The sequence below is a fragment of the Simplicispira sp. GW247-4R2A genome, assembly GCF_059424465.1.
This window is the reverse complement of the sequence record NZ_JBWKZM010000010.1, coordinates 36,090-59,196: the sequence shown is the minus strand read 5'-3', so window position 1 is coordinate 59,196 and position 23,107 is coordinate 36,090. Positions and strand designations below refer to the sequence as shown.

Here is a 23,107-nt window from a genome sequence, read left to right as displayed (position 1 = left end):
GCCGCACGCACAATGGCGGCTTCTTTCCTCTCCCTGCGCGGCTGTGGGAGCCTGTCGGACTTGGAGCACCGAAAGCGAAAAACGGCCCCAGCGAGGACAGTTTGCGCCGGGTTTGCAGCCCCATAGCAGGCCTATGGGGCAAGAAACCGGTGGAAAATGGACCGCTGCGGCCGTTTTGTAGCCGGTGATTCCAAGTGCGACAGGCTCCGAACATGCTCAACACCCTCTGGCTGGGTTTTTTCGTCACCTCTGCCCTCGCCGCGCTGGTGCAGTGGCTGGCCGGCGGCAACGCCCAGGTGTTTGCTGCCATGGTCGAGGCCTTGTTTGCCATGGCCAAGCTCTCGGTCGAAGTGATGCTGCTGCTGTTTGGCACGCTCACGCTGTGGCTGGGTTTTTTGCGCATTGCCGAGCGCGCCGGCCTGGTCGAAACCCTGGCGCGCTGGCTCTCGCCACTGTTTGCCAAACTGATGCCCGGCGTGCCGCGCGGCCACCCGGCCTTGGGCCTGATGACGCTCAACTTCGCCGCCAACGCGCTCGGGCTGGACAACGCCGCCACACCCATTGGCCTCAAGGCCATGCATTCGCTGCAAAGCCTGAACCCCGAGCCCGAGACCGCCACCAACGCACAAATCCTGTTCCTGGTGCTCAACGCCTCGTCGCTCACGCTGCTGCCCGTCACCATCTTCATGTACCGCCTGCAGCAAGGCGCACCCGACCCGACGCTGGTGTTCGTGCCGATTCTGCTGGCGACCTCGGCCTCCACCCTGGTTGGGCTGCTGAGCGTGGCCGTGGTGCAGCGCCTGCCCATCTGGAGCCCGGTGGTGCTCGCCTACCTGCTGCCGCTGGCGCTGGGCATCGCCGCGCTGGTGGCCTTTCTTTCCACGCTGGGCGCCACCGCGCTGGCACACCTCTCGTCGCTCGCGGGCAACCTGACGCTGTTCGGCCTGGTCCTGCTCTTCGTGCTTCTCGGCGCCTGGCGGCGCGTGCCGGTGTACGAGGCGTTTGTGGAGGGTGCGCGCGAGGGCTTCGACGTGGCCCGCAACCTGCTGCCCTATTTGGTCGCCATGCTCTGCGCCGTGGGCGTGCTGCGCGCATCCGGCGCGCTGGGCTATGTGCTCGATGGCATCCGCTGGCTGGTCGAAGGCGCGGGCTGGGACACGCGTTTTGTCGATGCGCTGCCGACCGCCTTGGTCAAACCGTTCTCAGGCAGCGCCGCGCGCGCCATGCTGATCGAGACCATGCAGGCCAAGGGCGTGGACAGCTTCCCTGCGCTGGTGGCGGCCACGGTGCAGGGCAGCACGGAAACCACCTTCTATGTGCTGGCGGTGTACTTTGGCGCGGTGGGCATTCAGCGGGTGCGGCACGCGGTGCCTTGCGCCCTGCTGGCGGAGTTGGCGGGGGTGCTAGCGGCGATCGGGGTGTGCTATTGGTTTTTTGGGTGAAGTTTCAGCTCGAATTTCGCTCTAGCGCTTATCCCATAAGCGCTGAATGCTATTAATTTTTATAGAAACACGTGCTGCTAGCCTTGTTGTTCGAGTGCTCGCCCGGCAACTTCTAGCGCAGCAAAGCGCACGAGATGGCAGTCAAGGCATCGGACCCATCGGCCCCGTACGGACGGTGACCTTGCCACGCCTTGACCAGCAGACCCATGCCCCATGGCCGCCCACGCGGCTCAGGGTAAATCCCATACGGCTGCAGGCACGGGCCAAATTACATTAATTAATGTAATTACTCGGCATGCAAAAACCTTGCTTGCTGCACCCAACACCGTCGGCGCGTCCCTTGCCCCGACCTGCCCCATGTCCACCCTTCCCTACACATCAGCAGACCCGCATACCCAGGCCTCCCGGCGCTCGATTGGCGCCATGCTCACGGCAGCGCTCATGGCCCTGGCGCTGGTGTTTGCGGCCTCGGCGGCCAGCTCCTTGACCGCGCTGGTCAAGAGCAACGCCTCGTTTGACCTGGTTGCCCGTGAAATTTCGGTGCTGCAAGACCTCTCTGAATCGGTCGACAACACACGCAATTCGCGGGTGTGGATGGTGCAGGCCTCGGTGTACAGCTCGTACGGCATGTTCAAGGAAGCCGAGCAGGCCTTGCACACGGCACAGGCCAAGTTGGCCGACTCACGCAAGGCGTTTGAGCGCTACCAGAAGGCCCCCAAAAGCGCTGCCGAAGCGCCGATGGCCAAGGCAGCCGAGGCCCGGTACACCGTCTTTCTGGCCGAGGGGCTGGAGCCGCTGGTGGTGGCCCTGCAGAAAGGCAACCCGCAAAACTACATCAACACACTGCGCAACAAGACCCCCGCGCTGGATGCCGAGTTTGAAAAGGCGGTGGATGCGGTGCTGGCGTACCGCAACGAGCAGGCCAGCCACCTGCAGGCCAGTATTCAGGCCGACTTCACGCGCAGCCTGACCCGGCTGTGGGTGCTGACCGCCCTGTTTGCCGCTGCCTGCCTGGCCGTGTGGGGTGGCGCGCGGCGCTGGCTGGTGCAACCGCTGCGCAGCATGGCGGGCGAGATCGAGACCGTGGCCGCGAACGATCTTTCGGCCTCCACGGCAACGCTGCAGCGTTTTGCACCGCGCGAGATTGCACAGGTCCAGGCCACGGTAGAGCGCATGCGCCAGCAACTGAGCAGCACCGTCGGGGCGATCCGCCAGTCGGCACACACCGTGCAGGCAGCCAGCCATGCAATTGCGACGGGCAACGGCCACCTGTCCGGGCGCACCGAACAACAGGGCGAGCACCTGCAGCGCACGTCCGATGCCATCCACCACATGGCACAAAGCCTGAGCGAGACGGCAAGTGCCGTGGCCCGCGTCGCCAGCGTGGCCCAAAGTGCCGCCACCGTGGCCACCGAAGGCGGCAGCAAGGTGGACCAGGCACGCGGGGCCATGGACGCGATCCAGGCCTCAAGCCGCAAGATTGGCGAGATCACCACCGTCATTGACGGCATTGCCTTCCAGACCAACATCCTGGCGCTCAACGCAGCCGTGGAAGCCGCCCGCGCGGGCGAGCACGGCCGCGGCTTTGCCGTCGTCGCCAGTGAGGTGCGCACGCTGGCCCAGCGAAGCGCCAGCGCGGCCAAGGAGATCAAGCACCTGATCGACGATTCGATGGTCTGCGTCAACCGGGGTGTCGCCCATGTGCACGGCGCAGGGACCACCATGTGCGATGTGCTGGAGCAAGTCAATGCCGCGGCCGCCCTGGCGGCAGACATTCGTCTGGCCATGGACCAACAGGCCCTGGACGCAGACCACGCGCGTGCCACGCTGACCCAGCTGAACGAGATGACGCAGCAAAACATGCATCTCGTGGAGCAAAGCGCGCAGGCGGCGCACAGCCTGGACCAGCAAGCCGATGCGCTGGCGCACGCAGTGGACTCCTTCCGCCTGCCAGGCGATGCGGCGGTGCAAATCGCGCCGCCATCGCCAGCACCACACCGCGCAGCCCCTTCACACGCCCTGCCCGGCATCCGTTTTCAACCCCGCTGACGAACCGCCAGGAGGCGCGCACCATGTCCCCCACCTCTCGCCAGCCTGCCCCGCGCCCCCTGATGCTGTCGGGGCCATTCCGCGTCAAAAGCCTGCTGGCGGCGGCGCTGCTGTTCACCACCGCCCTCACGCCAGCGGCAGCCGCCGAGGTGGAGTTGCTGCACTGGTGGACCTCCGGGGGCGAGGCCCGGGCCGTGGAATCGCTGCGCGCGACCCTGGCCACACAAGGCCTCACGCTCAAGACTCCCACGGTGGCCGGCGACGCCGACGCCCTGGCCAAGATCCTGAGCGAGCGCATCGCCGCGCACCGTGCGCCCGATGCGGTGCAGATGAAAGCCGCTGACCTGGCCCAATGGGGCGACCAGGGGGCGCTGGCATCGCTGAATGCATTGGCGAAATCGGACCACTGGGATTACCAAATTCCGCGCCAGATTGCCGAACAGGTGAAGTACAAGGACACCTATGTCGCCGTGCCGGTCAACGTGCACCGGGTGAACTGGCTGTACATCAACCGCCACCTGCTGGCACAAGCGCAGGGGCGCGCGCCGCAGAGCTGGCCACAGTTCTTTCAGCTGGCCGAGCGCCTGCAGCAAGCCGGCATCACCCCGCTGGCCCACGGCAACCAACCCTGGCAGAACCTGACGCTGTTCGAGACCGTGGTGCTGGGCACGGGCGGCGCAGATTTTTACCGGCACGCCCTGGTGCAGGGCGACCCCGCCGCCATTGGAGGCGCCACGATGGAGCGCGCCATGCAAACCTTTGTCGCACTCAAACCCCTGACTGTGCCTGCCAAGGCCTCTGACGCTGCCTCCAGCCAGGATTGGAACGCCGCTACGGCGCAGGTCATTGCAGGCAAGGCGGCCATGCAGGTCATGGGCGATTGGGCCAAGGGTGAATTCCTGGCCGCGAAACAGGTGCCCGATCGCGATTTTTTGTGCGCCTCCACGCCAGGCGGCGCCACCGTCTACGACTATGTGGTCGACAGCCTGGCCGTCTTTCGCCAAGGGACCAACCCCGAGGCCACCGCCGAGCAAAATGCCCTGGCCCATGCGGTGACCAGCCTGGATTTCCAGCGCAACTTCAACCTGGCCAAGGGCTCCATTCCCGTCACCCCCGGGGTGGACATGGCGCCCTTTGATGCCTGCGCCAAAGAGTCGAGCGCCTACTTTCTGGCGGCGCGCCTGGCCAACACGCTGGTGCCATCGGTGGCCCACCGCATGGCGCTGCCAGAGCCGATGCACAAGGCTCTGGAGTCGCTCATCGACCGGCTGTGGAACGACGCCGCTTACCGCCCAGCGCAGGCCCAGCACGACTGGGCGGCGGCAGCACACACAGCGGGTGCAGCGATTTCAAAATTTACACAAAAATAGCCTCTAGCGCTTACCTCATAAGCGTTAGCAGCTATCAATTCAGGAATCATCCGGCGGCGCCGCCACCAAATCCCATTCCGCCACCTGCTCGTTGGTGGCCACTAGGCGCCCCACCAGCAGCTTGATAAACGCCTTGTCGAAACACGATTGCAGCGCCTCGGACGCGCCGCGCAGCGCGGGGTTGCGCACTTTGAGCACCAGCACCTCGCTCTCGGCCACGGCGGTGGCGGTGCGCAGGGGGGATTCGGGGCGCAGGTAGGTCATTTCGCCGAAGGTGACGCCGGCATCCAGCGTGCAGAGCTGCCAGCCCTGGCGGCGAATGCCGACCTGGCCTTCGATGAGGATGCAAAACGAATCGCCGGGCGCGCCCTCGGTCATGAGGGCCGTTCCGCGTGGCGCGCGGCGCCAGCTGCCCAGGCGCATCAGCTCCCAGAGCGCAACGTCGTGAAAGCCGGCAAAGAACGGCAGCGTACGCAGACAGGTGAAACGCTCGGTTTCGGTGTCCTGCGACTTCTGGCGGGGCAAAGCACGCGAGAGCGCGCCCAAGGCGTCTGACCAGTCGGCCCAGCGCGGGAAGCGATCCTGCGGTGCCTTGGCGAGCGCCTGCAGCACGAAGGCATCCACCTCGGGCGGCAAGGACGCGCGCAGCAGGCCTGGGGCGGTCGGCTCGTCGTGGCCGATGCGGTACATCGTGGCGAAATCGGTTTCACCGTCAAAAGGCCGCCGGCCAGTGAGCAGCTCGTACAGCACGACGCCGAGCGAGAACATGTCGCTGTGGTGCGTGAGCGATTCCTCCCGCACCTGTTCGGGCGACATGTACGACGGCGAGCCGACCAGGCCGGCGAGCTGCGTGGCGTCGCTGCGGGTGGAGAGCGCGGCGCCGAAATCGACCAGCTTCACGTCGCCACCCTGCTCCAGCAGGATATTGGCCGGCTTGATGTCGCGGTGCACCAGGCCCTGGCGCTCGGCGTATGCGAGGGCGTGGCCACACTTGAAGGCGATGTCGAGCACCTGCGCCAACGGCAGCAGCGCATCAGGGCGGGCGTGGTGCGAGAGCGGCTGCCCATCGACGTATTCAAACACCAGGTACGGCGGCTCGGCCTCTTCGTCGGCGTCGAGCAGGCGCACGATGTTGGGGTGGCGCAGTTGCGCGGCCAGCGCGGCTTCCTGGCGCAGTTGGCGCCGGTGGCGCGCGGCCTGCGCCGGTTCGGCCAGCAGGTGCGCGTGCATTTGTTTCACCGCCACCTTGCGACCGCGCAGGCCGTCGAGCCCCAGGTACACCACGCCACTGGCGCCCCGGCCCAGCTCGCGCTCGATGCGGTATTTGCCGATGGTGGCGGGGACGGCATTGGCCATGGCTATTGCTCCGGCACCACGGTTTCGGCCCAGTCGTACAGCGCGCCCAGAATCTCTTCGGCGCGCTCATCGGCCGTCTCGGAGAGCGCGTCGATGCGCTCGAACAGCGCCTGCGCAGTCAGCGCCCCGCCCTGCCCATGCAGCAGGCAATCGGTGCGGTGCTGCAGCCAGCGGGCCTGCTCCTCAGGCGTGAGGGTGGACGCGAAATTGCGCGCGCGGTAGCGAAACAGCAGTTCGGTGAGGCGGGCGTCGTCAAAGCCGGTGCGCGCGCTGGCCAGTTGCGTGCCGGTCATGGCGCGCAGCTCGTCGAGCCGGCGCCGGTCGCCATTGCCGACAAAACCGCCGTACAAATCCTGCTCCACGTCCGGCGCCGGGCCCTCGGCCTTGGGCCGCTGGTACACCGCCGCCCAAATGGCGCTCATGTCGGGCAGCAAACGCGCGCGCGCCGCGTGCGCCGCAATCTGCCCCAAATCGATGCCCCAGCGCGCCGCCAGTTCGGGCGTGAGCGTGTTGACGTTGCCCACCACCATGGGCGACTTGTTCAGGTGCACGCCCTTGACCGGCAGGCGCTTGACGCCTTCAGGCAGGTCGGCATTGCGCGTGAACAGCCGCAGGCGCAGCTCTTCCACGCTTTGTGTCGCCAGCTCGGACGGGTCGTGCGCCAAGTCCCAGGCCAGGAGTTCGTTCTTGTTGGTCGGGTGCGTGGCGAGCGGGAACATCACCGCCAGACACCCACGTTCGGCGGGGAACATGCCCGAGACATGCAGGAAGGGCCGCGCGTTCTGCACATCGGTCGGCAGGCGCAGCTCGGCCGCCACGCGCTCTTTTTTGTGCAGGCCGAGGGCAAAGTCAAACAGCTTGGCGTTGTGCTGGCGCAAGAGCCGCGCCAGGGCAATGGTGGCGCGCACGTCCGAGAGCGCGTCGTGCGCTGCCTCGTGCAGCAGGCCGTTGGCCTTGGCCAAGTCGCCCAATTTGAAGCTGGGCGAGCCGTCTTCCTTCTTGGGCCACACGATCAGCCCATCGGGCCGCAGCGCATAGGCCAGGCGCACCACGTCGAGCAGATCCCAGCGGCCGCACTGGTTCTGCCACTCGCGGCCATAGGGGTCGATGAGGTTGCGCCAGAACATGTGGCGCGTGACCTCGTCGTCAAAGCGAATCGTGTTGTAGCCCACGCCAATGGTGCCCGGCTGGGCCATGGCCTCGTGGATGCGCGCGGCAAATTCGCGCTCGCTCACGCCGCGCTCGAAGGCGATCTGCGGCGTGATGCCGGTGATCAAACAGGCCTCGGGTTCGGGCAAATAGTCGTTGGGCGGCTGGCAGTACAGCATCAGCGGCTCACCGATCTCGTTCAGGTCGGCGTCGGTGCGGATGGCGGCAAACTGCGCCGGCCGGTCGCGGCGCGGGTCGGAGCCGAAGGTTTCGTAGTCGTGCCAGAGGAAGGTGTGGGAAAGCATGGCGGGCGGTGCGTGTCATCGAGAACAGGAACGCTGGGATGGTATCCGCCAGCGATCGGTCGGGCGCTCTCGGTCGATGTGAACCGCTGCGTCAACTCCGAGCAGACGGCGCCTGATTTCGTGCGCGAGGTGCCTGCCGATGACAACCCCACGGTGGTGGCGCTCAAGGCGACCAACGGCGAGACGTTCCGGGCGATGTGGAAATTGCTGAGTGGCAAGCGCAATCGGTCGCTTCAGCTGATCAGCCTGGTGATCAAAACCAGTGCTGCGAAATGAAAGCCCCACACCCCTTGGCCCATCAACGTCCGAGACGGGTCCGAGCTGATCGCCCGGTGGCCAATGCTGTGTGAGGCCGTTCCAATTTTATGCGGGAGTAGCGCATGCCGCAAATCATCGAGTTGACCAACCGCAGCGGCCTTGACTACCCAAGAAAGAGGCGCCGTTTTGGCGCCTTTCCTTCTTTCTTGATCTCAACGCCCCTCAGGCTTGACGGATGGACGCTGCGGCCCCTACCCTGCCAGGCTCCGCCACCCCAAAGCACACCATGACCTCTGCCACCCGCCGCCTGCACCTTGAACGCCACCGGGGCGAGCGCATTGGCTGGCTGCGCGCCGCCGTGCTGGGCGCCAACGACGGCATCGTCTCCACCGCCAGCCTGGTGGTGGGCGTGGCGGCCGCGCAGGCCAGCCCGTCTGCCATCGTCATGACGGCGGTGGCGGGCCTGGTGGCCGGTGCCATGTCGATGGCGGCGGGCGAATACGTGTCGGTGCACTCGCAGGCCGACACCGAAAAAGCCGACCTCGACCGCGAACGGCGCGAGCTGGCGGCCGACCCGCAGGCTGAAGAGCGCGAGCTGGCCACCATCTACGAAGGCCGGGGCCTCGCCCCCGGGCTGGCGCAGCAGGTGGCCCAGCAGCTCATGGCGCACGATGCGCTGGGCGCGCACGCGCGCGACGAACTCGAAGTCTCGCAGACCCTGGCCGCCCGCCCGGTGCAGGCCGCGCTCACCTCCGCCGCCAGCTTTGCCGTCGGCGCCGCTTTGCCCCTGCTGGTGGCGGTCGTTGCGCCCGCAGGCAGCCTGCTGGCCTGGGTGCCGGGAACCGCGCTGGTTTTTCTGGCCCTGCTCGGCGCCCTGGCCGCGCGCACCGGCGGCGCCGGCCTATTGGTAGGCGCCTGGCGCGTGACGTTCTGGGGTGCGCTGGCCATGGCCATCACCGCGGGCGTGGGGGCGCTGTTCGGGGCGCCGGTGGGGTGATGGCGACGCGATCAAAAGGCGGGCCCAGACGCCCGATGGGTGACATGCCTGGGTCGAATCGCACTTCTTAGACAGATCCTTCAACAGATTGCGGTAACGCTTGGCGGTCACGTCCAGATCGGCCTTGCTGGAGCCCGAAAATGCTCACCCCCGCCACGCGGCCGCGCCTTCCACCGCTACCGCCTGCGCGCGGCCCAGGGCTTCCAGCGTTTGCAGCAGCGTGGGCAAGCCCTTCTTCCAGGGGCCACGGCCTTTGAAGTGGGCTTCCAGCGCGGGCGGTGTGAGCGGTGTGAGCGGTGCGGGGCTGCGGGCCAGGGCTTCGGCTACGGCGCGGACCTGCTCGGGGAGGGTGGCTGGCCAGGGGTGTTGCCGTGATTTAGAAGACTCTGTTTTTGATAGCGGTTTTTCAGTATCAAAATCGGCCTCTAGCGCTCATTGCTCATGCGCTAGCAGCTCCTGTTTTTGAGTTATTTTTTCCGGATTCTGAAACTCAGGTCGCGGCCAGCGCGCACGGCCCTGTCCGGGATTGGGGTTGGATCGCGATTTCGCTGCGCCTGCCAACAACAAAGGCCAGCAAGTCGCCCTGCTGGCCTTTGTTAGGGAGCGCTGCGCTCGCTCAGTCTGCCGTGGCCTCTTCCGGCTCCGCTGGCTCGGACTTGGTGGCGCGCTCCTTCTTGGGCAGCGGCTGGATGTCCAGCTTGACCTCGGACGTTTCCACGCCCTGCTCGTCGGTTTTGGTCTCGACGTCCACCGTCAGGCGACCACCGTCCTGCAGGCGGCCAAACAGGAGTTCGTCGGCCAGGGCGCGGCGAATGGTGTCCTGGATGAGGCGCTGCATCGGCCGCGCGCCCATCAGCGGGTCGAACCCCTTCTTGGCCAGGTGCTTGCGCAGGTTGTCGGTGAAGGTGACCTCGACCTTTTTCTCGGCGAGCTGAGTTTCGAGCTGCAGCAAGAACTTGTCGACCACGCGCAGGATGACGTTTTCATCAAGCGCCTTGAAGCTGACGATGGCGTCCAGGCGGTTGCGGAACTCGGGCGTGAACAAGCGCTTGATGTCGACCATCTCGTCGCCCGCCTGCCGGGCGTTGTTGAAGCCGATGGTGGCCTTGTTCATGGTCTCGGCGCCCGCGTTCGTTGTCATGATGATGATGACGTTGCGGAAGTCGGCCTTGCGCCCGTTGTTGTCCGTCAGGCTCCCGTGGTCCATCACCTGCAGCAGCACGTTGAAGATGTCGGGGTGCGCCTTTTCGATTTCGTCGAGCAGCAGCACGCAGTGCGGCTTCTTGGTGATGGCCTCGGTCAACAGCCCGCCCTGGTCAAAGCCCACGTAGCCCGGAGGCGCGCCGATGAGGCGGCTGACGGCGTGGCGCTCCATGTACTCCGACATGTCGAAGCGGATCAGCTCGATGCCCATGATGTAGGCCAGTTGCTTGGCCGCTTCGGTCTTGCCGACGCCCGTGGGGCCGCTGAACAGGAAGGCGCCAATGGGCTTGTCGCCCTTGCCCAGGCCGGAGCGCGCCATCTTGACGGCGGACGCCAGCACATCGAGCGCCTTGTCTTGCCCGAAGACCACGCTTTTGAGGTCGCGTTCGAGCACCTGCAGCTTGCCACGGTCGTCGTTGGAGACGTTGGCCGGGGGAATGCGGGCAATTTTGGCCACGATCTCTTCGATCTCGGTCTTGCCAATGGTCTTCTTGCGCTTGGAGGGCACCAGGATGCGCTGCGCGGCACCGGCCTCGTCGATCACGTCGATGGCCTTGTCGGGCAGGTGGCGGTCGTTGATGTACTTGGCGCTCAGTTCGGCAGCAGCCTGCAATGCGGCGGCGGCGTACTTGACGCTGTGGTGCTCTTCAAAGCGGCTCTTGAGGCCCTTGAGAATGTCGACGGTTTCCTGCACCGTCGGTTCCACCACATCGACCTTCTGGAAGCGCCGCGACAGGGCCGCGTCCTTTTCGAAGATACCGCGGTATTCGGCGAAGGTGGTGGCGCCAATGCACTTGAGCGCGCCGTTCGAGAGCGCTGGTTTGAGCAGGTTGGACGCATCCAGGGTGCCGCCCGAGGCCGCGCCCGCGCCGATCAGCGTGTGGATCTCGTCGATGAACAGGATGGCGTTGGGCTTGTCCTTGAGCGACTTGAGCACGCCCTTCAAGCGCTGCTCGAAGTCGCCACGGTACTTGGTGCCCGCCAGCAGCGCGCCCATATCGAGCGAATAGACGATGCCTTCGCTCAGAATCTCGGGCACGTCGCCCTGGGTGATACGCCAGGCCAGGCCCTCGGCAATCGCCGTCTTGCCCACGCCCGCCTCGCCGACGAGCAGCGGGTTGTTCTTGCGGCGGCGGCACAGGATCTGGATGGTGCGCTCGACTTCGTAGTGGCGGCCGATCAGTGGGTCGATCTTGCCTTCCTTGGCGAGCTGGTTCAGGTTCACCGTGAATTGCTCCAGCGGCGAGGCCTTTTCGCTCTTCTCGCTGCTGCCTTCTTCGGCTTCGGCAGCGCCTTCCCCGCTCTTGGGCACCTCAGGCGGCTCACCCTTCTTGATGCCATGGGCAATGAAGTTGACGACGTCGAGCCGCGTCACACCCTGCTGGTGCAGGTAGTACACGGCGTGCGAGTCTTTCTCGCCAAAAATGGCGACGAGCACGTTGGCGCCGTTGACTTCCTTCTTGCCATTGCCGGTGGACTGCACGTGCATGATGGCGCGTTGAATCACGCGCTGGAAACCGAGCGTGGGCTGGGTGTCGACTTCATCGGTTCCCGCGACCTGCGGGGTGTTGTCTTTGATGAAATTAGCCAGCGATGCGCGCAGATCGTCAATATTGGCCGAGCATGCGCGCAGCACCTCGGCGGCGCTGGGGTTATCGAGCAACGCGAGCAACAAATGCTCGACGGTGATGAATTCATGGCGTTGCTGCCGGGCCTCGACAAAGGCCATGTGCAAGCTGACTTCCAGTTCTTGGGCAATCATGTGAACTCCTTTGTGCTTGCAGAAAAAGAATAAGCGGTATTTGGGGTGACCGAATGGTTATTCAACCGGTTCACTAATGCATTGAAGCGGATGGCCCGCGCTGTGCGCCGCATCGAGCACCTGATCGACCTTGGTGGCTGCCACGTCGCGCGAATACACGCCGCAGACGCCTTTGCCGTCGAGGTGAATCTTGAGCATGATCTGCGTGGCCGTTTCGCGGTCTTTGCTAAAGAACTCCTGCAGCACCACAATGACAAATTCCATCGGGGTGAAATCGTCGTTGAGCATCAGCACCCGGTACATCTGCGGCGGCTGGGTCTTTTGCGGGCGCCGTTCGAGCACGACCGAGTCGCCGTCGTCCGGCCTGGGCCGGGTGACGCGGGGCGTGCGCGGGGGTGCTGGAGGTTGGGTTGCCATGAAATTCATTCTAGCGAGGGTGCAAACAGCCTGCTGGTGGAAAAGGCATGCCTTCGCACGCCAGGGAAAGTAACTGAGTGCGCCCAGGGGCTTTTCAAGCCCGAAGGCCCTCATTCGTAGACCACTACGGCGCGCCCAAGTTCAGCCTCGGTTGACCAGGCCGCGAGCGCCGCATCACTGGGGTACATGCGGTGGGCATCGCCCAATTGCAACTCGGCACTGGCGGCGCCTTCTGCACTGCAGCAGCGCAGGCCCAGGCGCACACGCAGGCCGTGCACCAGGTCGCCATGCTCGGTGGATTCCTTGCGCGCTGCGTACTCCTGCAACAGCCGCGCCACTTGCGGGGGCTTGTCGCCCACGTCCACGCGCAGGTATTTGCCAAAACGGCAACGCGCCTGGGCCAGATCGCCGGCCTGCTGGACGACGAAGCGCGCCTCGAATCCGTTGCGCCCCGGCTGCAAGCGGCCGGTGGCAATCAAGAGTTCATCGTCCTTGAACAGCTCGCGGTGCTGCTGCACCAGCGCGTCGCTCGCCGTGGCCTCGACCCGGCCAACGCCGTCTTCCAGCACGAAGATCGCCTGGCGGCCGCGCTGGCCGTTGATGACGCGAAAGTCGCTGACGATGCCAGCCACGGTCTGCGGCTCGCGGCTGTCCTTGAGCTCGTCAATGCCGCTGCGCACAAAGCGGCGCACTTCCCGTGCCACCTCGTCAAACAAATGGCCGGAGAGGTAGAAACCCAGCGCCGTTTTCTCATACGTGAGTTGCTCGCGCACGCCCCAGGGCGTTACCGCGACCAAATCTGGCTCTTGGGTGCTAGAGCCATGGGCGTCGCCGTCGTCCATGTCGAACAAGCCACCCTGGTGCTCATTGGCCTGCGCCGCTGCGGAGAAATCGAACGCCCGGTCGATAGACGCACTGAGCGCCGCGCGGTTGCGCTCCAGCGCATCGAAGGCACCGGCCTTGATGAGCGCGTCCACCGTGCGCTTGTTGAGGCGCGTGCGGTCGACGCGCAGGCAAAAGTCGAACAGGCTGGTAAATGGCCCTGAACGGCTGCCGTGGGCGCCCTCTCCGCGCCCCTCGCGCGCCGCGACAATGGCCTCGATAGCCTGCTGCCCAGTACCTTTCACCGCACCCAGGCCATAGCGAACGACGGTGTCGGATACAGGTTCGAAGCGGTAACGGCCGCGGTTCACGTCTGGCGGCTCGAAGGAGAGGCCAAAGTTCTTGCGCGCGTCCTCGAACAGCACCTTGAGCTTGTCGGTGTCGTCCATTTCCACGGTCATATTGGCGCAGAAGAACTCGGCGGTGTAGTGCACCTTGAGCCAGCCGGTGTGGTAGGCCAGCAGCGAGTAAGCGGCGGCGTGCGACTTGTTGAAGCCGTAACCGGCAAACTTCTCCATCAGGTCGAAAACTTCGTCGGCCTTTTCGATGGAGAGGCCATTCTTGGCCGCGCCCTCACGGAAGATGCCGCGGTGCTGCGCCATCTCCTCGGCCTTTTTCTTGCCCATAGCGCGGCGCAGCAGATCGGCGCCGCCCAGGCTGTAGCCGCCCAGAATCTGCGCGGTCTGCATCACCTGCTCCTGGTAGACCATGATGCCGTAGGTCTCCGACAGCATTTCTTCTACCAGCGGGTGCGGGTATTCGACCGGCTCGCGCCCGTGCTTGCGCGCGACGAAGCTGGGGATCAGGTCCATAGGCCCCGGCCGGTACAAGGCGTTAAGGGCAATCAGGTCTTCGAGCCGCGTCGGCTTGGCCTCCTTGAGCATGCCCTGCATGCCACGGCTTTCAAACTGGAAGACAGCTTCGGTCTTGCCCTGCTGGAACAAGCGGTACGTGGGCGCATCGTCCAAGGGAATGTTCTCAAAGGCAAAGTCCTGCTGGCCCTTGTGCCGGCGCATGATGAATTCGCGCGCAATTTCCAGGATGGTGAGCGTGGCCAGGCCCAGAAAGTCGAACTTGACGAGACCGACGGCCTCGACGTCGTCCTTGTCGTACTGGCTCACGGCGGACTCGCTGCCCGGCTGCTGATAGAGCGGGCAAAAATCGGTCAGCTTGCCCGGCGCAATCAGCACGCCGCCCGCGTGCATGCCGACGTTGCGCGTCATGCCCTCCAGCTTTTGCGCCAGCGCCAGCAAGGTTTTCACCTCGTCTTCGCGGGCCAGGCGCTCGGCCAGAATGGGCTCGGCCTCGATGGCCCCGGCAATGGTGATGTGCTGGCCTGGCTTGTTGGGAATGAGCTTGCTGATGCCGTCGCAAAAGGTGTAGCTCATGTCGAGCACGCGGCCCACATCGCGGATGGCGGCGCGGGCGGCCATGGTGCCGAAGGTGGCGATCTGGCTGACCGCGTCCTTCCCGTATTTTTCCTTGACATAGTCAATGACGCGGTCGCGGTTGGCCTGGCAGAAGTCGATGTCGAAGTCTGGCATCGACACCCGCTCGGGGTTCAGAAAGCGCTCGAACAGCAGCTTGTATTCCAGCGGGTCCAGGTCGGTGATCTTGAGCGCGTACGCCACCAGCGAGCCGGCGCCCGAGCCGCGCCCCGGGCCCACGGGGCAGCCGTTTTTCTTGGCCCAGTTGATGAAGTCACCAACGATCAGGAAGTAACCCGGAAACCCCATCTTGAGGATAGTTTTGAGCTCGAACTCAAGGCGCTCGACATAGCGAGGCCGCTGGCGCTCGCGCTCTTGCGCATCCGGGTACAAGTGCGCCAGGCGCTGCTCCAGGCCCTCGAAGGACGAAATTCGAAAGAATTCATCAATCGGGATGCCGCCTGGGGTGGGGAAATCGGGCAGTTGGGGCTTGCCCAGCACCAGCGAGAGGTTGCAGCGCTTGGCGATTTCCACCGTATTGGTCAGCGCGCTGGGCAGGTCGGCAAACAGCGCCTGCATTTCAGCAGCCGTCTTGAAATACTGCTCGCGCGTGAAGCGCCGCACGCGCCGGGCATTGCCGAGGATTTCACCCTCGGCAATGCAGACACGCGCCTCATGCGCCTCGTAATCGTCGGGGCTGGCGAACTGCACCGGGTGCGTCGCCACCAGCGGCAGTTCGAGCCGTGCGGCAAGGCGTGCTGCGGCAACCACGTGCACTTCGTCGTCGGCCCGGCTGGCGCGCTGGACTTCCAGGTAAAAACGGTGGGGAAATACGCGTGCCAGGCGCAGCGCGCAATCGGCGGCGGCTGTCTCATCACCCCGCACCAGCGCCGCACCCACTGGACCAGCCTGCGCGCCCGAGAGCGCAATCAGCCCTTCGCCCAGTTCCTCCAGCCACTCCCAACGCGCCAGCGCCTGGGTTTTGGAGGCGCTGCGCGTCCAGGCGCGCGCCAGGATTTCCGACAGGTTCAGGTACCCCTGCGTGCCCTGCACCAGCAGCACCAGACGCGACGGCGCGGCGCCGTCGAGACCCTCCAATGGCAGCTCGGCGCCCAGCAAAGGCTTGACCCCCTTGGCACGTGCTGCCTTGTAAAACTTGACGGCGCCAAAGAGGTTGCTCAGGTCGGTAATGGCAAGCGCCGGCTGTTGATCGGCCGCTGCGCTGGCCACAGCCTCGTCGATTCGGTTGGTTCCATCGACGACGGAAAACTCGGTGTGCAGGCGCAAATGAACAAACATCCCGTCATTGTAGAAAGCCGCTTGCAGCCCAATGCCGGCCCGCTCGTATCGGGCCGCTAGAATGCTTTTTTTGCCGACAGGGCGCTGGCCACTGCCACTGCCCTGCCCCAACCTCTGCTCCTCAGAAAGCCATTCGCCATGCTGCGTGCGCCCCGTGCCCTCCTTCCTGCCCTGCTGGCTGCCGCCGCGCTCGTGGCGGGCTGTGCGAGCAGTGTCGAAGACAAGACGGCCAACTGGTCGACCGAAAAGATTGCCGCCGAGGCACGCGACGAGATGAACGGTGGCAGCTACGACAAGGCCGTGCCCCTGCTGGAAAAGCTCGAAGGCCGTGCCGCTGGCACACCCCAAGCCCAGCAGGCCCAGCTCGACAAGGCCTACGCCCAGTACAAAGGCCAGGAAAAAGCGCAGGCCCTGGCGACACTGGAGCGCTTCATCAAGTTGCACCCTGCCAGCCCAGCGCTCGATTACGCGCTCTACCTCAAAGGTCTGATCAACTTTAACGACGACCTGGGAATGTTCTCCTGGCTGTCGCGGCAAGACCTCTCAGAGCGCGACCAAAAGGCGGCCAAGGATTCGTTCGAAACCTTCCGCGAGCTGACCACGCGCTTTCCCAACTCGCGCTACGCGCAGGACGCGCGCCAGCGCATGACGTACATCGTCAACTCGCTCGCCCAATACGAGGTGCATGTGGCGCGCTACTACTACGACCGAGGCGCCTATGTGGCCGCCATCGCACGCGCACAGCGCGCAGTGGCCGACTACGATGCGGTGCCGGCAACCGAAGAGGCGCTCTACATCCTGGTCAAGTCGTACGATGCCCTGGGTTTGACCCAGTTGCGCGACGACGCGCGACGCGTGCTGGACAAGAACTATCCCAACAGCACCTTCATCGCCAACGGTTTCAAGGGGGCGTCGAAACCGTGGTGGGTGTTGTGGTGAGCTCGGCCAGCGCCTCGTCAAACGCCTGAGCGTCCAGCAGGCGGCGCATGGGCGGCAGGGCACGCAGCAATCGCTTGCCGTAGCCCCTATCGGTGAGGCGCCGGTCGCACACGACCAGGATGCCGCGATCGGTTTCGCTGCGAATCAAACGCCCTGCGCCTTGCTTGAGCGCAACAGCGGCCTCAGGCACCGCATAGTGGGCAAACGCGCTGCGGCCGAGCGCCTCCATGCGCTGTCCGCGGGCCCGCGCCAGCGGATCGCCTGGCGGGGGAAAGGGCAGCTTGTCGATCACCACCAGTTGCAAAGTGTCGCCGGGAACATCAAAACCCTCCCAGAAGCTGGCAGAGGCCACCAGCACGCAGCCGCCCTGCCCCCGTGAGCTGCCGGAGCGAAAACGCTCCATCAACCAGCGCTTGGGCGATTCACCCTGCACCAGGACCTCCACACCCGCTTGGGCAGGCAAGCCCTCACGCAGCCCGGCGCCAATCGCACGCAAGGCGCGCAGGCTGGTGGTCAGTACCAGAGTGCGCCCGCCCAGGCGCTGCACGGCGGGGGCCAGCCATACGGCCAGAGCGCTGCTGTGCGCTTCGTCGCCCGGTGCCGGCAAATGCTGCGGCACATAGAGCGCAGCCTGCGCCGCGTAGTCAAACGGGCTTGCGACGCGCAGCACACGGGCGTTTTGCAGGCCACAAGGCTCGGTGAACCACGACAGGCGCTCATCGTCACCCAGGGTGGCGGAGGTGAAAATCCAGGTGCGCGGCGTCGGAATGCTCTCGGGTGCGTTGGCGGGCGCGTCTTGGGCTTGCGGGTCGGGCAGCCCCATCAGGCGCGAGCGCAGGGCCTGCGCCACGTCGTGCGGCGATTCCATCAGGCGCAGCTCGCTGGCCGAGATTTCCAGCCAGCGCACGTGATCGCCAGCAGCCGGCGCCGCAAAGCGCCGTGCCAAACCGAGCAAGTCCTCGGCGCGCTCCAGCAAGCGGTCAAGCTCGGGCACGTAAGCCGATGCGTGCGCCAGTGCAGCCGAAATGCTTTCGAGCTGCGGCAGGAGACGGTCAAACACTTGTGTCCAGGCACTTGCCTCGAACCCTTGCGGCGCCCCGTCTTCCCACGCCCGACGTCCTGGAGCGCCATCGCCGCCGGGCAGCACACGCATGCTGCGCGCCGCAGTATCGAGTGCGGCGGCAAGTGCATGCCAATCGGCCAGGCCGAGCGCCGATTGGCGGCCCGTGGCCAACAATTCGCGCGCGAAATCCTGCAGACGCGCACTGCCCAGCTGCGCACCCAGGAACTGCACGCCGATGTCGTTGAGCTGGTGCGCTTCGTCCACCACCACCACACGCACGCTCGGCAGCAACGGCGCAATATCCGACTCGCGCACCGCCATGTCGGCAAATAGCAGGTGGTGATTGACCACCACCACGTCGGCTGCAAGGGCATTGCGGCGCGCCAGGTTGACATGGCAGTCCCGCGCGTAGGCGCAGGCCGCGCCGAGGCAGTTGTCGCGCGTGGAGGTCACCAGCGTGGCGATACTGCTGCGCTCGTCGAGGTGCGGCAGCTCCGCCAAGTCACCGGTTTGCGTGGCCTGCGCCCATTGCTCCACTTCGCCCAGGCTGCATGCCAAGGCGTCGTCCATTGCCTGCTGGCGCGCGCTGACCAGTCGGTGCCAGCACAGGTAGCTCGAACGGCCCTTGAGCAGCGCCGTGCGCTTGGGCAGGCCAAGCGCCTGCAGCACACGCGGCAGATCGCGGCCATAGAGCTGATCCTGCAAGGCTTTGGTCGCGGTGGAGAGCAGCACACGCTCGCCGCTGAGCAAGGCGGGCACCAGGTAGGCATAGGTCTTGCCCACCCCGGTGCCGGCCTCGACCACCAGTGCGCCGCCCTGCGCGATGGCGCTGGCGACGGCGAGCGCCATTTCGGTCTGGCCGGCGCGCAAGAGAAAGCCCGTGTGGGCTCGCGCCAAAACACCCACTTCGGAAAACGCATCGGCCACCTCCTGCTCCCATTCGGACAGCGCAGATGTGGCTGCTGATGCCGTCGGCGAGGGGGGATTGGGTGGCAAGGACGAAGCTTGAGTGGACATGCAGGCGCCGCAGGCATGGCGAAAATCCCACACGGCGCCAGATAATACAGGCGCGGCTGCACCACAAGCGGTGCAGCGCACCCACACTGCGCGACAATCCCCCGCATGGCCAAAGCGTTTCGCCTCATTGCCTCGACTGGCATCCACAAGGGTGACCGCGACTACCAGCAAGACCAGGTGCTGCTGCTGGCGCATCCGCGCTTCAATGGCTGCGTGCTGGCCGTGCTGGCCGATGGCATGGGAGGCCGCAGCGGCGGACGCAAAGCCTCCGACCAGGTCATGATGTCGGCGCAGCAGCTGTTCGACCGCTACGCACCGGATTCAGACGATGCGGCCGCCATGCTGGCCAACATGGTGCAGGAAGCACACATCGTCATCCGGCTGACCGCCATTACGGCGGAGCAGGAACCGCACAGCACGATTGCCGCCTTCCTGATCAACCCGCGGGGCGACTGCCATTGGGTACACGCGGGGGATTCCCGTATCTACCATTTCCGTGGCGGACTGCTCGTCAAGCGCACCAGCGATCACTCCTACGTGCAGGCGCTGGTCGATCGTGGCGAGATCACGGAAGCCGAAGCAAACGTGCACCCGCACTCCAACATTCTGGTGGGCTGCCTGGGCACCGAAAGCGATCCACCGCTGACCACGCATTTCATCCCGCAGTTGCAACCGGGCGACGTGTTGCTCGCCTGCAGCGACGGGGTCTGGCACTATTTTTCCCCGTCCGAGCTGGCCTCGGTGGTGGAATCGCTCTCGCCACGCGAAGCAACGGAGTTTTTGATCGACAAGGCGCGCATGCGTGCACGCGGTGGCGGCGACAACCTCTCGCTCGCCATCGTCAAGGTGGAAGCGCTGGCCGACCAACCACCGCCACCGCTCAAGGCGTTTCCCATCCAAACCTGAGCGTTCGCTGGTGAAGGCCTGCCAAGCCTTCCTCGCAAGACAGCTTCAGGGCGGATCTGGCAGCAGCGCAGCCTGCGGGTGGCCGCTTGCCTCGCGCTGTGCCTGGTGGCGCCGCAGGGCCTGTGCACGCTCGGCTGCGGCGCTTTGCTTGTCGAGCAGGCGCTGGCGGGCCTGCGCCGCATCCTGGGCGCGCCGCGCACGCGCTTGCTCGGCGTTGCCAACAGATGCACTCTGGTTCGCCGGGCTGCGGTGTGCGCTGGGCGCCGGCGGATTGGGGCGGTGCGTCCGGGGGCCAGTGGGTGCTGGGTGCGCGCCACCAAGAGCCGCTTTTTCTGCTGCGGCGGCCTGTTTGTCCTGCAATTCCTGGCGGTGCGCATCAGTGCGCTCGCGCCGGGCTGCATCCTTCAGGTCGTTTTCCCGCTGTTGCACTGCTGCCCGCTCGCTGCGCGCCTGCTGACGGGCGCTGCGCAGGCAGCCATTGACAGCGAACTTCTGGTAGCACGCTGCCTCCGCTGCCGCCAGGCGCTTGTCAATGGCGCTGCGTTCCTGTTTCAGCTGCGCCTCGTCGGTCTCTTTGGCCGAAACAGCGCCCGCCACCACCAGCAGACTGCACAGCACGAGGAAAAGCTTGTTGTGGCGCATTAGGTCAAACCTGTGTCCACATCGCGCCGCTCCAGCGCAAGGAACTCCTTGGACTGCATCTCGTTGAGGCGCGAGACGGTACGGGGAAATTCATGCACCAGCGGCCCTTCCGTATACAGCGCCTCGGGCGGCACGGCGGCCGACAGGATGAGCTTGACGCGCCGGTCGTACAGCACGTCGATCAGCCAGGTGAAGCGCCGAGCGGGCGACGCCATGCTGACGGGCATGTGCGGCACGTCGGAGAGCAGGACCGTGTGGAACTGCGTGGCGATCTCCAGGTAGTCGTTCTGCGAGCGCGGGCCGCCGCACAGCGTCCTGAAGTCGAACCAGACCACTCCGCCCGCCTTGCGCCGCGCCACGATTTCGCGCGATTCGATGTGCAGCACCGGGTCTTCGTCGCGCACCTCGGCGAGCCGGTCAAACGCGGCCGACATGGCGGCATCGGCCTGGGGGCCGAGCGGCGTGTGGTAGAGCTGCACTTGCTCCATGGTGCGGCCCCGGTAGTCGGTGCCGTTGTCCACATTGATGACTTCGAGCCGGTCGTTCAGCAAGGCGATCGCCGGCAGGATGCGGTCGCGGTGCAGGCCGTTGGGGTAGAGCTCATCGGGCTTGAAATTCGACGTGGTGACGAAACCGACGCCATTGGCAAACATCGCCGCCAGCAAGCGGTGCAGGATCATCGCGTCGGTGATGTCCGCCACATGGAATTCGTCAAAGCAGATAAGCTTGTAGCGCTTGGCAATGCGCGCGCCCAGCACATCGAGCGGGTCGGCCGTGCCCTGCAGGCTGGCAAGTTCGCGGTGCACTTCGCGCATGAATTCATGAAAGTGCAGGCGCACCTTGCGCTTGAGCGGCACGGCGTTGAAGAAGCAGTCCATCAGGAAGCTTTTGCCGCGCCCCACCCCACCGTACATGTACACGCCGCGCGGGATGTCCGGGTGGTTGACGAGTTTTTTCAGCGCACTGGAACGCTTGGCTTTGTATTGGGCCCAATCGTCCGCGCAACGCTGCAGGGCCGCGACCGCGCGCTCCTGCGCCGGATCGCTCTGGTAGCCCTTGCTCGCCAATTCGGCGCGGTAGGCCGTGACTACAGAATCAGACAGACAACGCCTTTGTTACTAAATTTATAGCTGCCAGCGCTTATCCAGTAAGCGCTAGCGCCCTATTTCACTACAAATTTCAAGTTAGAAATTCAGCGTGCGCTTGTCCACTGCCAGGGCCGCTTCCTTCACGGATTCGGAGAGCGAGGGGTGCGCATGGCAGATGCGGGCGATGTCTTCGCTGCTGGCCTTGAACTCCATGGCGACCACGGCTTCGGCAATCAGTTCGCTGGCCATCGGGCCGACGATGTGCACGCCCAGAATTTCATCGGTCACCGCATCGGCCAGGAACTTGACCATGCCGGTTGTGTCGCCCAGGGCGCGCGCGCGGCCGTTGGCCAGGAACGGGAAGGTGCCGGCCTTGTACTTGACGCTGTCTGCTTTGAGCTGCTGCTCGGTGCGGCCCACCCAGGCGATCTCGGGGCTGGTGTAGATGACCCAGGGAATGGTGTTGAAGTTGACGTGGCCATGCTGGCCCGCCATGCGTTCGGCCACGGCCACGCCCTCTTCCTCGGCCTTGTGTGCCAGCATGGGACCGCGGACCACGTCGCCCACGGCCCAGACACCGGGCAGGTTGGTCTTGCAATCGGCATCGACCACGATCTCGCCACGGTCGCCCAGTTGCAGGCCCACGGCCTCGGCGTTCAGGCCGATGGTGTTGGGCACGCGGCCGATGGAGACGATGAGCTTGTCCACGTCCAGCGTCTGGGCCTCGCCCTTGGCGCTGGTGTAGGCGATGCTGACGCCCTTCTTGCCAGATTTCACCTCGCCGATCTTCACGCCCAGCTCGACCTTGAGACCTTGCTTGTCGAACGCTTTTTTGGCCTCTTTGGCAATTTGCTCATCCACCGCGCCCAGAAAGGTCGGCAGGCCTTCGAGGATGGTCACGTCGGCGCCCAGGCGGCGCCAGACCGAACCCATTTCCAGGCCAATGACGCCCGAACCAATCACGCCAAGCTTCTTGGGAACGGCACCGATGCGCAGCGCGCCGTCGTTCGACAGGATGCGCTCTTCGTCAAACTCTGCGCCGGGCAAGGCACGGGCGTTGGACCCCGTGGCGACGATGACCTGCTTGGCCGTCAGCGTCTCTTCGGTGCTGCCGGCCACTTTGATCTCGTAGCCGCCATCGACCGCCTTGACGAATGAGCCGCGACCATGGAAAAAGCTGACCTTGTTCTTCTTGAACAGGTACAGGATGCCATCGTTGTTCTGCTTGACCACCGCATCCTTGCGGCCGACCATTTTCGCCACGTCCATCTTCACGCCGGTGGCCGTGATGCCGTGCTCGGCAAAGTGCTTGTTGGCGTGTTCGAAATGCTCGGACGACTGCAGCAGCGCCTTGGAGGGAATGCAGCCCACGTTGGTGCAAGTGCCACCGGGTGCAGGGCCGCCCACGCCGTTCTTCCACTCGTCGATGCAGGCCACGTTGAAGCCGAGTTGCGCCGCGCGAATGGCGCCAATGTAGCCGCCGGGGCCACCGCCGATGACGATGACGTCGAATTGTTTGCTCATAAGAAACCTCGT

At 65.2% G+C, this 23,107-nt stretch carries 16 protein-coding genes; 7 read left to right on the top strand and 9 right to left on the bottom strand.

The window, feature by feature from the left end; genetic code table 11:
- Positions 1-212 precede the first annotated feature (212 nt).
- From AC07ZH_RS08830 to AC07ZH_RS08820, 3 genes are all read left to right on the top strand, one after another.
- Entirely contained in the window at positions 213-1,442 is a 1,230-nt protein-coding gene (locus AC07ZH_RS08830) for a nucleoside recognition domain-containing protein (RefSeq protein WP_495199413.1), read from the top strand.
- A gap of 357 nt (positions 1,443-1,799) precedes the next feature.
- Entirely contained in the window at positions 1,800-3,491 is a 1,692-nt protein-coding gene (locus tag AC07ZH_RS08825) for a methyl-accepting chemotaxis protein (RefSeq protein WP_495199412.1), read from the top strand.
- Positions 3,492-3,514: 23 nt separating this feature from the next.
- Positions 3,515-4,861, top strand: a complete 1,347-nt coding sequence (locus tag AC07ZH_RS08820) for an ABC transporter substrate-binding protein (protein ID WP_495199411.1) — start codon at positions 3,515-3,517, stop codon at positions 4,859-4,861.
- A 39-nt stretch (positions 4,862-4,900) separates the two neighbouring features.
- On the opposite strand, the gene AC07ZH_RS08815 is transcribed toward AC07ZH_RS08820, so the two are convergent.
- Both AC07ZH_RS08815 and sbcB read right to left on the bottom strand, forming a co-directional pair.
- Entirely contained in the window at positions 4,901-6,217 is a 1,317-nt protein-coding gene (locus tag AC07ZH_RS08815) for a protein kinase domain-containing protein (protein WP_495199410.1), read from the bottom strand.
- Positions 6,218-6,219: 2 nt separating this feature from the next.
- Entirely contained in the window at positions 6,220-7,671 is a 1,452-nt protein-coding gene (gene sbcB / locus AC07ZH_RS08810; RefSeq protein ID WP_495199409.1) for an exodeoxyribonuclease I, read from the bottom strand.
- A 12-nt stretch (positions 7,672-7,683) separates the two neighbouring features.
- Between sbcB and AC07ZH_RS08805 the strand changes: the two genes are divergently transcribed.
- Both AC07ZH_RS08805 and AC07ZH_RS08800 read left to right on the top strand, forming a co-directional pair.
- The gene (locus tag AC07ZH_RS08805; RefSeq protein ID WP_495199408.1) at positions 7,684-7,947 is read left to right on the top strand and encodes a hypothetical protein; all 264 of its coding nucleotides are present in this window, start codon (positions 7,684-7,686) and stop codon (positions 7,945-7,947) included.
- 268 nt (positions 7,948-8,215) lie between these two features.
- The gene (locus AC07ZH_RS08800) at positions 8,216-8,926 is read left to right on the top strand and encodes a VIT1/CCC1 transporter family protein (RefSeq protein WP_119107377.1); all 711 of its coding nucleotides are present in this window, start codon (positions 8,216-8,218) and stop codon (positions 8,924-8,926) included.
- Positions 8,927-9,542: 616 nt separating this feature from the next.
- On the opposite strand, the gene clpA is transcribed toward AC07ZH_RS08800, so the two are convergent.
- The 3 genes from clpA to dnaE all read right to left on the bottom strand — a co-directional run bounded on the left by clpA (position 9,543) and on the right by dnaE (position 15,916).
- A complete protein-coding gene (gene clpA, locus AC07ZH_RS08795; RefSeq protein ID WP_119107376.1) occupies positions 9,543-11,891 on the bottom strand; it encodes an ATP-dependent Clp protease ATP-binding subunit ClpA in 2,349 nt (782 codons plus the stop codon).
- A gap of 57 nt (positions 11,892-11,948) precedes the next feature.
- A complete protein-coding gene (gene clpS, locus AC07ZH_RS08790; RefSeq protein ID WP_119107375.1) occupies positions 11,949-12,317 on the bottom strand; it encodes an ATP-dependent Clp protease adapter ClpS in 369 nt (122 codons plus the stop codon).
- 101 nt (positions 12,318-12,418) lie between these two features.
- On the bottom strand, positions 12,419-15,916 hold the full coding sequence (gene dnaE / locus AC07ZH_RS08785; protein ID WP_495199407.1) for a DNA polymerase III subunit alpha: 3,498 nt from the start codon (positions 15,914-15,916) through the stop codon (positions 12,419-12,421).
- A gap of 138 nt (positions 15,917-16,054) precedes the next feature.
- On the opposite strand from dnaE, the gene AC07ZH_RS08780 reads away from it, so the two are divergent.
- Positions 16,055-16,855, top strand: a complete 801-nt coding sequence (locus AC07ZH_RS08780) for an outer membrane protein assembly factor BamD (RefSeq protein WP_119107373.1) — start codon at positions 16,055-16,057, stop codon at positions 16,853-16,855.
- On the opposite strand, the gene yoaA is transcribed toward AC07ZH_RS08780, so the two are convergent.
- On the bottom strand, positions 16,818-18,935 hold the full coding sequence (yoaA, locus tag AC07ZH_RS08775; protein WP_495199406.1) for a DNA repair helicase YoaA: 2,118 nt from the start codon (positions 18,933-18,935) through the stop codon (positions 16,818-16,820). The two genes, AC07ZH_RS08780 and yoaA, sit on opposite strands and share 38 nt — an antisense overlap.
- Positions 18,936-19,040: 105 nt before the next feature.
- Here yoaA and AC07ZH_RS08770 point away from each other — a divergent pair, with 105 nt between their 5' ends.
- Entirely contained in the window at positions 19,041-19,841 is an 801-nt protein-coding gene (locus AC07ZH_RS08770; RefSeq protein WP_119107372.1) for a PP2C family protein-serine/threonine phosphatase, read from the top strand.
- 45 nt (positions 19,842-19,886) lie between these two features.
- On the opposite strand, the gene AC07ZH_RS08765 is transcribed toward AC07ZH_RS08770, so the two are convergent.
- The 3 genes from AC07ZH_RS08765 to lpdA form a co-directional block, all read right to left on the bottom strand.
- A complete protein-coding gene (locus AC07ZH_RS08765; protein WP_495199405.1) occupies positions 19,887-20,483 on the bottom strand; it encodes a hypothetical protein in 597 nt (198 codons plus the stop codon).
- On the bottom strand, positions 20,483-21,586 hold the full coding sequence (zapE, locus tag AC07ZH_RS08760; RefSeq protein WP_495199465.1) for a cell division protein ZapE: 1,104 nt from the start codon (positions 21,584-21,586) through the stop codon (positions 20,483-20,485). Before zapE ends, AC07ZH_RS08765 begins: the two co-directional genes overlap by 1 nt.
- A gap of 81 nt (positions 21,587-21,667) precedes the next feature.
- Positions 21,668-23,095, bottom strand: coding sequence for a dihydrolipoyl dehydrogenase (lpdA, locus tag AC07ZH_RS08755; RefSeq protein WP_495199404.1), 1,428 nt, complete (start codon positions 23,093-23,095; stop codon positions 21,668-21,670).
- Positions 23,096-23,107 lie beyond the last annotated feature (12 nt).

What these genes read in the sequence shown, in the direction of transcription:
- AC07ZH_RS08830 (WP_495199413.1), top strand. Translation starts at nt 213, where the DNA reads ATGCTCAACACCCTCTGGCTGGGTTTTTTCGTCACCTCTGCCCTCGCC.
- AC07ZH_RS08825 (WP_495199412.1), top strand. Translation starts at nt 1,800, where the DNA reads ATGTCCACCCTTCCCTACACATCAGCAGACCCGCATACCCAGGCCTCC.
- AC07ZH_RS08820 (WP_495199411.1), top strand. Translation starts at nt 3,515, where the DNA reads ATGTCCCCCACCTCTCGCCAGCCTGCCCCGCGCCCCCTGATGCTGTCG.
- AC07ZH_RS08815 (WP_495199410.1), bottom strand. Translation starts at nt 6,217, where the DNA reads ATGGCCAATGCCGTCCCCGCCACCATCGGCAAATACCGCATCGAGCGC.
- sbcB (WP_495199409.1), bottom strand. Translation starts at nt 7,671, where the DNA reads ATGCTTTCCCACACCTTCCTCTGGCACGACTACGAAACCTTCGGCTCC.
- AC07ZH_RS08800 (WP_119107377.1), top strand. Translation starts at nt 8,216, where the DNA reads ATGACCTCTGCCACCCGCCGCCTGCACCTTGAACGCCACCGGGGCGAG.
- clpA (WP_119107376.1), bottom strand. Translation starts at nt 11,891, where the DNA reads ATGATTGCCCAAGAACTGGAAGTCAGCTTGCACATGGCCTTTGTCGAG.
- clpS (WP_119107375.1), bottom strand. Translation starts at nt 12,317, where the DNA reads ATGAATTTCATGGCAACCCAACCTCCAGCACCCCCGCGCACGCCCCGC.
- dnaE (WP_495199407.1), bottom strand. Translation starts at nt 15,916, where the DNA reads ATGTTTGTTCATTTGCGCCTGCACACCGAGTTTTCCGTCGTCGATGGA.
- AC07ZH_RS08780 (WP_119107373.1), top strand. Translation starts at nt 16,055, where the DNA reads ATGCTGCGTGCGCCCCGTGCCCTCCTTCCTGCCCTGCTGGCTGCCGCC.
- yoaA (WP_495199406.1), bottom strand. Translation starts at nt 18,935, where the DNA reads ATGTCCACTCAAGCTTCGTCCTTGCCACCCAATCCCCCCTCGCCGACG.
- AC07ZH_RS08770 (WP_119107372.1), top strand. Translation starts at nt 19,041, where the DNA reads ATGGCCAAAGCGTTTCGCCTCATTGCCTCGACTGGCATCCACAAGGGT.
- AC07ZH_RS08765 (WP_495199405.1), bottom strand. Translation starts at nt 20,483, where the DNA reads ATGCGCCACAACAAGCTTTTCCTCGTGCTGTGCAGTCTGCTGGTGGTG.
- lpdA (WP_495199404.1), bottom strand. Translation starts at nt 23,095, where the DNA reads ATGAGCAAACAATTCGACGTCATCGTCATCGGCGGTGGCCCCGGCGGC.